Consider the following 9,639-nt stretch of genomic DNA (forward strand, 5'->3'; position numbering starts at 1 on the left):
CTGGAATGGCTGCATGGATGGCAGCGCAAGACAGGGAGTTGTCATGGAGATACATGAAATACGGCCGGGCATGACCTGCCTGACCCGTGAAGGGACAGCCTATGTGCTGGAGGTGGACAGACAGAGTCTGCTGGTGCTCTTGCAACGGGAAGATGAGACCATCCCGGTACAGGTGCGCAGCGATGACATTCTGGGACCCATTGCCGGCGACTAGGGAAGAGAACGTGACGGAGGGCGATCACAGAGGCCCTCCCTTTGTTGCAAGAGCCCCCATCCCTTCGGGACGTGCCAGCCTCGTCAGAAGGGAACCAGAAAGAGCAGCTCGGCCAGGTCGGGCTGCCACTGCCACTCCCGCATCCTGACCCGCCCGCCAATCACGGGCACCCCCTCCTCCTGCAGCAGCCCCGCTTGCTTGTCAAAGCCTGCGGATCCTTTTGGCAGCGAAATGGTGCCTGCCGCCCCCAGCACCCGGTGCCAGGGCAGCACCTTGTCGGTCTCCCGCAAGACTTTTCCCACCAGCCTGGCCCGTCCGGGCAGGCCCGCGAGATCCGCCACCTGGCCGTAGCTCACCACGCGGCCGGGGGGGATCAGGGCGAGGATCGCCTCGATGCGGGCCGTCTTGTCCAGAGGGAGCGCGTTCGTTCTCATGATGATGGCTCGTCAAAAACAGCAGAAGCGCCATTGTGGCGCTTCTGTCATGGGGCTTGCAATCTGTCAGCCGAAGGTCTGGCTCAGTCCCCTGAGCTCGCGGGCCCGCCTGAGCAGCTCCTGGCTGGAGTCGTCCACCGCCTGGATCTTCTGGCTGTTGGCGCGGGAGTATTCGGAGATCTGGTGGATGTTGCGGCTGATCTCCTCCACCACCACCTGCTGCTGCTCCGCGGCGGCGGCGATCTGGGTGGAGAATTCGGTCACCTGATCGATTTCCCCCAGCACCAGGTGCAGGTTGCCTGATCCCTGGCGGGTCATCTCGACACATTCCCGTGTCTGGGCCAGGTTGTCCTGCATCATGCCCTGCCAGCGTTCCAGGGTGTGCTGGATCTGGCTGATGCTGCCCTGGATCTGCTCGGTCGCCTTGTGGGTACGGGTCGACAGGGTGCGCACCTCGTCCGCCACCACCGCAAAGCCGCGCCCTTGCTCGCCGGCACGGGCGGCCTCGATGGCGGCGTTGAGGGCCAGCAGGTTGGTCTGCTCGGCGATGCCCTGGATTTCACCCATCACGCTGCCAATGCGCTCCGACTCGCTGGCGAGCTCCACCGCGGAGTGGAAGGCCTGCTCCGCCTGGCTGGCCAGCCTGGTCATCTGCTGCTGGGTCTGGTCCAGCTGTTCCACCGTGCTCTGGCAACTGCTGCGCGCCTCGGTCACCTGGCCGTTGGTGTCCTGGATGTTGCGGGCGATTTCGTGGGCGGTGCTGGCCATCTGGGTCATGGCGGCTGCCATCTGCTGGGTCTGGGCATCCTGCTCGTTGATGTCGAGGAAGGCGCGGTGTGAGGAGTCCTGCAGATCGGTTGCCAGGGCCTGAAGCGGATGGGTGGCATCGTCGACTCTCCCCAGCACGGTGCGGATCCGGGCCTGCAGCATCTTCAGGTGAAAATCGGCGATGGCACCCGGGGCATCCCCCGAATAGACCAGCCGGGTCAGGCTGTCATATTGCTGACCGAGCTGCCTGAGATAGCGGGGCAAGGCGATGAGCTCGCGCCAGTAGGCGCCCGCAATGGCGAGGGGGGGGAGCAGCATCAGCAGCGCGGTGAGGGGGCCCTGGGTGAGGGCGGCCCAGACCAGCAGCGCCAGCAGCGGCAGGCCGAGCACCAGCGGCCTGAAACGGCGCAGCGAGGGGCGGGCCGGGGTGCCCTTTTGCTCGGCCGAAAGCAGGGCCCGATAGGCCTGGGCGGCAGCCTGCTTGAGCTGGGGGTCGGGCTTGCAGCGCACCGACTGGTAGCCGCTTATCTTGCCGTGCTCGTAGATGGGGGTGACGTAGGCGTCGACCCAGTAATAGCGGCCATCCTTGCAGCGGTTTTTCACCACTCCCCGCCAGGGGTTGCCCTCCTTGAGGCGATCCCAGAGGTCGGCGAAGGCGGCCTTGGGCATGTCGGGGTGGCGAACCAGGTTGTGGTTGTGGCCGACCAGTTCATCGACCTGGTAACCGGCGATGCGGCAGAAGGCGGGGTTGGCGTAGGTAATGACGCCGCGCAGATCCGTGGTGGAAACGAGTTGCACGTCGGCGGGAAATTCCACTTCACTGTCCACGACCTGGGCGTGTTTGCGGGCCATAAGGGTAAGCTCCGATCTGTTTGCTGATTGTTATTGTGGCGGAACCGCAGGGAGGTGCATCCCCTGTCTGGTTTCATCGGGGGCCTTATTTTGCCAACAAAGGCAGATGAAAAGTAGGGGCTAGGTTGGGTTTTTGTTGTCGATGGGTAAAAAAACGGCGACCAAAAGGTCGCCGAAAAGAAAAAGATAACACTACCTCTGTGGTACCCGGTAACGCACTTGCAACTGGTCGAGGATGTGCAGCTGGCCGGGCAGACGGGCGACGAAGTGCTCCCACACCTTGCGGGCGGGAGTGCTCCAGGCCACCTCTGCCGTGGCCAGCATGCGCGGGAACAACATGTAGTCGAGACGATCGCGAGAGGTGATCAGTTCCGACCACAAGGGGCTCAGCACCCCCAGGATGTTATCGTTGGCATGGAAATCGGCCGGGGCAGGATCGCATGCATGCACCTGCGCCAGGTTGAGGGTACCCGCCCAGTAGAGTCCCGGCTCGTGGATGTCCTGACTCCAGGCGAGATCCAGATAGAGGTGCTGGGCAGGCGCCATCACCACGGGGTAACCGGATGCGGCGGCATCCAGGCCGGCCTGGAAGCTGGTCCAGGCGAAGACGGTGGCCTCCCGGCTCACCTTGTCACCGTGAAGTATCTCCTCCCACCCCAGCATCTGCTTGCCCTTGCCAGCCAGGTAGTGCTGGCAGTGGCGCAGCAGGTGGCCCTGCAGCTCGCGGCAATCCTGATACCCCTGCTCGGCCATCAGCTGCTGGCAGGCGGGACTGTCGGTCCAGACGCTGGTGGGCACTTCGTCCCCCCCCATGTGAACCTGACTCCCTGGGAAGAGATCGCACACCTCGTCCATCACGGCGTCCAGGAACCGGTAGGTGCCGGGCAGGGCTGGGTTAAGCACGTTGTCGTCGAAATATTGCACCGAGAGGTAGCGGGAGCGGTCTGCCTCTTCCACCAGCATCTCGGGCAGCGCCTTGATGGCGGCGTGACAGTGCCCCGGGATGTCTATTTCCGGAATGATGGTGATGCCAAGCCCGGCGGCGTAGGCGACCAGCTCGCGCACCTCGCTCTGGGTGTAGTAACCGCCGTAGGGATCGGGGCCGCCGCTCAGCTGGGGCCCCACCGCCAGGCCATGGCCGCGCCAGGCTCCCACTGCGGTCAGCTGGGGGAAGGCCTTGATCTCCAGGCGCCACCCCTCGTCATCGGTGAGGTGCCAGTGGAAGCGGTTGAACTTGTAGAGGCTCATCTGCTTGAGCAGGCGCTTGAGGGTGGCGATGGAGTGGAAGTGGCGGGCACAGTCGAGGAAGATGCCGCGAAAACCGAAGCGCGGTGCATCCCGCACCGTCAGGCAGGGCAGGCTCTCTCCGTGTTGGAGTGCCCACTGGGCCAGGCTCACCAGCCCGTGGCGCCAGCCCGCCTCGCCGGCGGCCCGGATGACGATCTCCTCAGGGGTGATGGTGAGCTCATACCCCTCGGGGGGAAGTGTCGCCTCGACGAGGTGGATCTCCGCATCGTGATCCTGGGTCAGGGCCAGGCCTGTCAGCTCGTTGAAATGGGCGAGCAGGGAGGCGAGGGGAACGGGGCCGTCGACGTGGGCCCGCTCGGCCAGCCGGAAGTTGCCTTCTGTATAAATCAGGTGGGCGGGCTGGGGCACGAGGCCGTTGACGGCCTCCACCGGTGGCAGGTCGGGGCCCGGGGAGGGCGGGTTGGTCAGGCCAAGGTCTTCCCCCTCCAGCACCAGGGGTTGCAGCTGTCCCTTACTCTCCAGGCTCAGGAAGAAACCCTTAGGCATATCGGAGTCATGCTTGAGCGGGGTGCTGCGACAGCAGAAGCGCAACTCGCTCACCCCCTCGTGGGGCACCATGACCTTGTAACTGCCGCTCTGGCGCTCCAGGGTGCCCCCTTCGATCGAGTGGGGATCGATCTGGCGGGCTAGGCAGAAGTGGAGTTTCCAGGGGGCTGCTGGCAGTTGGCTCAGGGTGAAGCGAAACCAGACATCGTCACCGTCACGGTGATCGACCCGGGTGTGGATCAGGGGTGCGGACATGGGAATTCCTCTGATGGGATGAAGGAAACGGGAGCCTGTCCCGCAGGTGTTGTCGGCCCGACCAGGCTCAGGGATGCAGACATGGCAGCGCCTCCGTCCTGGCAAACAGGATGGCCCCCTCCAGCGCGTCGCGCTTGGGGGCGACCAGATGGAAGTGGCCCAGACGGGGGGCGAGGCGCGTGCCGATGCCGCCCAGCAGGGCGATCCGGTCTGCCCCGAGCTGGGTCATGCCCTCCAGCAGCATGCCGAGCTGGGCACAGGTCTCATCCAGCAGGGCGGTGGCGAGATCGTCCCCGTCGCTCGCGGCATCGAACACCCAGGGGGCGAAGCGGCCATAGTCGGCCGGGATGGCGCGCGCAGCCCAGCGCACCACCTCGGCCTGATCCCGCTTGAAGTGATCCATCAGGCGCACCGCCAGGGTGCTGGGGGGCAGGATGCCGTCGTGGCAGAGCAGGGATTGCTGGATGGCGCGCAGCCCGAGCCAGGCGCCGCTGCCGAGATCCGAGACGGGGAATCCGCGACCCGAGCAGGTGTGAAGGCGTCCCTCCCGGTAGATGAGCCCCGCCGAGCCGGTGCCCGCGATCAGGATGGCCCCCTCCTGGCCGTCGAAGGCGCCGAGGCAGGCACCAAAGGCATCGGAGGTGAGCTTCACCCGCGCAAACGGGAAGGGCATGGTCAGCATGGCGTGGTAGCAGTCGGCGAGCTCGGCGGAGGCGAGTGCGAGCCCGACTCCCATCCGCTGTTCGCTCTCCCTGGGCAGCCCTGCGTCGATGCGGGCCTGATCGATGGCAGCCAGTACATGGCCGTGGGCGAGGGCGATGCCCAACTCAAGATTGGAGCCGGCGGCGCGCCCCTCGCCGAGCAGCTTGCCTGCGTTGTTGCGAATGCGGGCCCGGGTGTGGGTGCCGCCGCCGTCCACCCCGACCCAGAACTCAATCATGGTGGCCTCCTTGTGCGCTCTGCCAGGTGATGGCCAGGGCGAACCAGGCGGCGTGCGGGATCCATTGCTCCCCCCAGCGCCAGTTCTGATCCAGCCGATCCTTGTACGCCTCTGGAATAAAGGCCACGTCATTTTCGTCATCGAAGCCGGCGGTGATGCCGTTGCAGATCCCCCCCTGTGCATTGGGGTAGCCGGCGGTGTATTCCGGGTTGTTGATGCCCTGACCCGCCAGCATGCAGGCGTTGAAGGGGTTTCTCCCCAGGATCCAGTCGAGCTGCTGCTGGCCGAAGGTGCAGAGCAGTGCGCTCTGCCCGGGCAGGTGCTGTGCGGCAGCAAACGCCATGGCGGCCAGCGATGCCAGCCGGGCGTTCTCCCCCTGCCACCAGTAACCGGATTCGTTGTGGTGGGGCATGAAAAAGCTCACCCGGGGCGCCTCATCGACCCCTTTCACATACTGGCGGGCGAGGGCGAAGGGATTGCCTGCCCGGGCCGCGAGGGCCAGCTCGGCCGCCAGGGCCTGCTCGGCGACGGTCCGGGCCGCCCACTGGCGCGCCGGATCCGGCTCGATGGCGAGATACTCCAGCAGCGCCAGCACCGGCAGGCCCGCCTCGGCGGCGTGGTAGTAAGGGCGAGAGCCATCGTCGTTGGCGGCCCAATGGTGGCCGAGATCGGGGTGGGCGCGCTGGCGGGCGCACAGCCGGCCGGCTCGATCCCGCGCCTCGGCGAGCCACTCGGCGCCCAGCGTTCTGGTGAGCTCGACAGCCGCCAGCAGGGCGCAATAGTCGTCGATGATGTTCTCGACCCCGTCGTCCAGGTAGGCGAGGTTGTGCTCGCGCAGGTGCTGGTAGCCGCGTCTGGCCGCGTCGGCGTACTGGCTTGTGTCAAGGTCGCCGCCAATCGGTTCCCGGGCGGCGCGGGCCAGGGCGGCGATGGCCATGCCACCCCCCTGGCGAAAGCCCGCCTGCCAGCGGGCGGACTTGATCCCCTGCTGGGTCGAATAGGCGCACAGCTCCCGCTGCTCGGGATCCTTGCTCCACTTGTCGAACAGGGTCATGTAGAAAAAGCCGCGCTCGTCCTGCATCCGGCAGAGAAAATCTGCCCCGTGCAGCCCCTCGTCATTGAGCCGTTTACACAGGTTCATCCCGTCGATGTCGCGACGTGTCGCCAGGAGTTCCCTGCACTTGAGCAGGGACCAGACCACCATGGGGGTCTGCTGGGGATTGAGGTAGTTGGCGTAGGAGAGGTGACTCAGGTACTTGCTCATGTCGCCGCTGGCGTCGAACCAGCCGCCATGTACGTCCCGGCGCTGATCGGTGCCAAAGAGGCGTGCCCTACGGTCCGCCCGGTCGAAGGTGCCGCTGGCGCGTTGTCCCTTGAAGTAGTGGATGACATCGGAGAGGCAGCGGCGCGCCAGCAGCCCCCGGCCGATGGCAAAGGGGGTGGAGCGCACCAGATGCTCCTGCGCTCCCGTGGTCACGACGGCCTCCAGCCGGTAGTGGCCGGGCTCGGTGAAGGCGGAGAAATCGGCCCGCCAGTAGTGGCGCCCCTGCCAGCCGGGGACGCATCCCGCCGCCACCAGCGGCGTCTCCAGCAAAAGGTGGTCGTCCTGCTGGCGCAGCAACCTGACGTGGCCGCGGATATCGAGGTCGGCGCCGCACTGCAGCAGGGCGCTCTTCTCCCCGTCACATTCGTAACCCACCTGGTTGATCAAAAGTTCCATCAAGGTCTTACTCCGAAGGCTCGCCCCTGGCGGGCGAGGCTCATTGCGGGGCCTTGCGGCCCCGACGCGAGGCATGGCCGGGCGACGGCGCCCGGCCGCAGGCCTGCTTACCCCTGCTCGTGGAGGTAGCAGCGCACGAAGTGGTTGTCGGCGAGCCGGGTCACCGGGGGCAGGCTCTCCTTGCAGCGGGGCATGGCCTGATGGCAGCGCCCGGCAAAGGGACAGCCACGGGATTCCGGGGTCCAGAGCGGGATCTCCCCCTTGCGGCCTCCCTCCAGCTCGGCGTGGATGCTCTTCTCGGGATCCGGCACCGCCGAGATGAGCAGCTGGGTGTAGGGGTGCTGGGGGTGGTGCAGGATCTCGTCCACCTCCCCCCACTCCACCATGTGGCCCACATACATCACCGCCAGATCTTCGGCCACGTAGCGGGCGGTGGCGATGTCGTGGGTGATGTAGAGCATGGAGACGCCGAGCTCGTTCTTCATCTGCTCCATCAGGTTGAGGATGCCGATGCGAATGGAGACGTCGAGCATGGAGGTGGGCTCGTCCGCCAGCACCACTTCCGCCTCCACCGCCAGGTTGCGGGCGATGTTGACCCGCTGGCGCTGGCCGCCGGAGAGCTGGTGCGGGTACTTGGCCGCGGTCGCCTTGGCGGGAGTCAGCCCCACCTTTTCAAGGAGGCCATAGACCATGTCGGGCAGATCCCGCTTGTCACTCACCTTGCTGTGCAGCAGCAGGGGGCGGGCGATGTGGTGGTAGATGGTGTGGGTCGGATTCAGTGAACCGAACGGATCCTGCCACACCATCTGCACGCTCTGGCGATAGTCCAGCAGGGCGGTGCCCTTGTTGAACTCCTCCAGATCCCGGCCACGGTAGAGGATGCGGCCGTTGGAGAGCTTGTACATCTTGGCGATGATCTTGGCGATGGTGCTCTTGCCGGAGCCGGATTCCCCCACCACTGCCAGGGCGCGGCCCCGGTGCAGGTTGAAGGTGATGTCGGACAGCGCCCGCATCTTGCCGCTCTTGATGGCGTTGGAGTTGACGGCGAAGTCCTTGTAGAGGTGCTGGACCTCGATGATGGGCGCGTCGGTTTGGGCGATTTGCATGACAGACATCCTTAACAGCCAGCGGCCTTGTCCAGATGGATCGGAAGATCCGGTTGTTCCTCTGCTGCCTCATGAAGGTGACAGGCAGCTTGTTGGCCGGGCCGGATCTCGGCCAGCCGGGTGTATTCCTGGCGGCAGCGCTCATGCACCTTGGCGCAGCGTGCCTGGAAGCGGCAGCCCACCGGCACCTCCAGCAGATTGAGTGGGCTGCCAGGGATCCCCTCCAGCACGGTCTTGGGCCCGAGCAGGGGGGGGAAGGAGTTGCCAAGGCCCCGGGTGTAGGGGTGCAGGGGCGCGGTCAGGATCGCTTTGGCCGGCGCCACCTCCACCAGTTCCCCCGCGTACATGATGCCGATGCGATCGCAGAACTCGACCATGAGCGAGAGGTCGTGGGTGATGAAGAGGATGGAGAAGTTGAACTTCGCCTTGAGCGCATAGACCTTCTGCAAAATCTCCCGCTGCACCACCACGTCGAGCGCCGTGGTGGGCTCGTCCATGATCAAGAGGCCTTGTTGATCAAATCCAAAGTCGGATACTCGCTCCCCAACCCGCCGGGCGGGCTTAGTTGACGGCCTGCCGAATAGGCATACCAAGCCCTATGACCTTGTTCATGACTTTCACCCCGGCCAGGATCTCACCCACCTGGGCGTTGTAGCTCCGCAGACTCAGTTTCGGACCGATGAGCTGCTTGAAGCGATACATGGCGGTCTCAGCTATCGAGCGCTGATGATAGCCAGAGTCCTTTTTCCATTGCTCCAGTTCTCCTGCCTTGAGCGCGGCAACCGCCTCGTTGCGTGGATGGCCTTTCTTCCAGAATGCCGCATTCTTTCTCGGCGGTATGGTGGCCTTGATGCCCTTCTTTTGCAGTAGGGCATAACAGGCTCTGGTGTCATAAGCACCATCGGCGCTGACTTGTTCTATCTTGCGGCGCAAGGGGTTGAGCAGCGTGGGCAGCACCTCGTTATCGCCCACCGTTTCCAGGCTGACTTCGGCTGCGACGATGGCATGGGTCGCCGCATCTACGGCCAGGTGAAGCTTGCGCCAGACGCGGCGTTTCTCCTTGCCGTGCTTGCGAATTTTCCATTCGCCCTCGCCATAGACCTTGAGTCCGGTGGCATCGATGACGAGGTGAGCCACCGGGCCATGGCTCGGTAGGCGGTACTTGATTTCGACCGTCTTGGCACGCTTGCTGATACAGCTGTAGTCCGGCGACTGTAAGGGCACCTTCATCAGCTTGAACAGCGAGTTGATGAAGCCTTCCAAGGCACGCAGCGGTAGCTTGAATACCGCCTTGAGCATCAGCGCGGTTTCAATGGCAGAGTCGCTGTAATGGAAGCCTCGCCCCCGGCGGCCATGATGGGTTTGGCAATGCCACTGCTGGATGGCTTGCTCATCCATCCAGACGGTCAACGAACCACGTTGCACCAAGGCTTGGTTGTACTGTTTCCAGTTGCTGATCTTGTGCTTGGACTTGCCCATCTGGCGCTCCCGGTGGTGAACCTAAGAGATCAGATCACCAAACTGCGGGATAGTTCCCTGATTTGAGCAACAACGCC

8 protein-coding genes and 1 pseudogene are annotated in these 9,639 nt (G+C 64.8%); 1 reads left to right on the forward strand and 8 read right to left on the reverse strand.

The annotated features are described in order from the left end of the window. Window positions 1–43: 43 nt before the first annotated feature. Window positions 44–214 (forward strand): hypothetical protein, encoded by a 171-nt coding sequence (locus AB5Y64_RS09740; protein ID WP_164882955.1) that lies wholly within the window; start codon window positions 44–46, stop codon window positions 212–214. An 83-nt stretch (window positions 215–297) separates the two neighbouring features. Here AB5Y64_RS09740 and AB5Y64_RS09745 read toward each other — a convergent pair whose 3' ends face one another. From AB5Y64_RS09745 to AB5Y64_RS09780, 8 genes and pseudogenes are all read right to left on the reverse strand, one after another. Then, on the reverse strand, window positions 298–648 hold the full coding sequence (locus tag AB5Y64_RS09745) for an MGMT family protein (RefSeq protein WP_161470396.1): 351 nt from the start codon (window positions 646–648) through the stop codon (window positions 298–300). A 66-nt stretch (window positions 649–714) separates the two neighbouring features. Further along, window positions 715–2,268, reverse strand: coding sequence for a PAS domain-containing methyl-accepting chemotaxis protein (locus AB5Y64_RS09750; protein ID WP_161470397.1), 1,554 nt, complete (start codon window positions 2,266–2,268; stop codon window positions 715–717). Window positions 2,269–2,460: 192 nt separating this feature from the next. After that, window positions 2,461–4,317, reverse strand: coding sequence for a beta-N-acetylhexosaminidase (locus AB5Y64_RS09755; RefSeq protein ID WP_279982533.1), 1,857 nt, complete (start codon window positions 4,315–4,317; stop codon window positions 2,461–2,463). A gap of 67 nt (window positions 4,318–4,384) precedes the next feature. Further along, a complete protein-coding gene (locus AB5Y64_RS09760) occupies window positions 4,385–5,257 on the reverse strand; it encodes a BadF/BadG/BcrA/BcrD ATPase family protein (RefSeq protein ID WP_368203697.1) in 873 nt (290 codons plus the stop codon). Continuing rightward, window positions 5,250–6,977 (reverse strand): glycoside hydrolase family 9 protein, encoded by a 1,728-nt coding sequence (locus AB5Y64_RS09765; RefSeq protein WP_161470476.1) that lies wholly within the window; start codon window positions 6,975–6,977, stop codon window positions 5,250–5,252. Before AB5Y64_RS09765 ends, AB5Y64_RS09760 begins: the two co-directional genes overlap by 8 nt. 107 nt (window positions 6,978–7,084) lie before the next feature. After that, complete coding sequence (locus AB5Y64_RS09770) at window positions 7,085–8,083, reverse strand: ABC transporter ATP-binding protein (protein WP_039040529.1); 999 nt, start codon at window positions 8,081–8,083, stop codon at window positions 7,085–7,087. A gap of 11 nt (window positions 8,084–8,094) precedes the next feature. Then, a pseudogene (locus AB5Y64_RS09775) lies at window positions 8,095–8,589 on the reverse strand (oligopeptide/dipeptide ABC transporter ATP-binding protein); the annotation flags it as partial. 55 nt (window positions 8,590–8,644) lie between these two features. Next, a complete protein-coding gene (locus AB5Y64_RS09780) occupies window positions 8,645–9,562 on the reverse strand; it encodes an IS5-like element ISEc35 family transposase (protein ID WP_113979304.1) in 918 nt (305 codons plus the stop codon). Window positions 9,563–9,639: the final 77 nt, after the last annotated feature.

The sequence above is a fragment of the Aeromonas sp. R5-1 genome, from assembly GCF_040908265.1.
GTDB classification, from domain to species: domain Bacteria; phylum Pseudomonadota; class Gammaproteobacteria; order Enterobacterales; family Aeromonadaceae; genus Aeromonas; species Aeromonas caviae.

Coding starts and splice junctions, on each gene's coding strand:
- AB5Y64_RS09755 (WP_279982533.1), bottom strand. CDS start 4,317: ATGTCCGCACCCCTGATCCACACCCGGGTCGATCACCGTGACGGTGAC.
- AB5Y64_RS09750 (WP_161470397.1), bottom strand. CDS start 2,268: ATGGCCCGCAAACACGCCCAGGTCGTGGACAGTGAAGTGGAATTTCCC.
- AB5Y64_RS09760 (WP_368203697.1), bottom strand. CDS start 5,257: ATGATTGAGTTCTGGGTCGGGGTGGACGGCGGCGGCACCCACACCCGG.
- AB5Y64_RS09765 (WP_161470476.1), bottom strand. CDS start 6,977: ATGGAACTTTTGATCAACCAGGTGGGTTACGAATGTGACGGGGAGAAG.
- AB5Y64_RS09740 (WP_164882955.1), top strand. CDS start 44: ATGGAGATACATGAAATACGGCCGGGCATGACCTGCCTGACCCGTGAA.
- AB5Y64_RS09745 (WP_161470396.1), bottom strand. CDS start 648: ATGAGAACGAACGCGCTCCCTCTGGACAAGACGGCCCGCATCGAGGCG.
- AB5Y64_RS09770 (WP_039040529.1), bottom strand. CDS start 8,083: ATGCAAATCGCCCAAACCGACGCGCCCATCATCGAGGTCCAGCACCTC.
- AB5Y64_RS09780 (WP_113979304.1), bottom strand. CDS start 9,562: ATGGGCAAGTCCAAGCACAAGATCAGCAACTGGAAACAGTACAACCAA.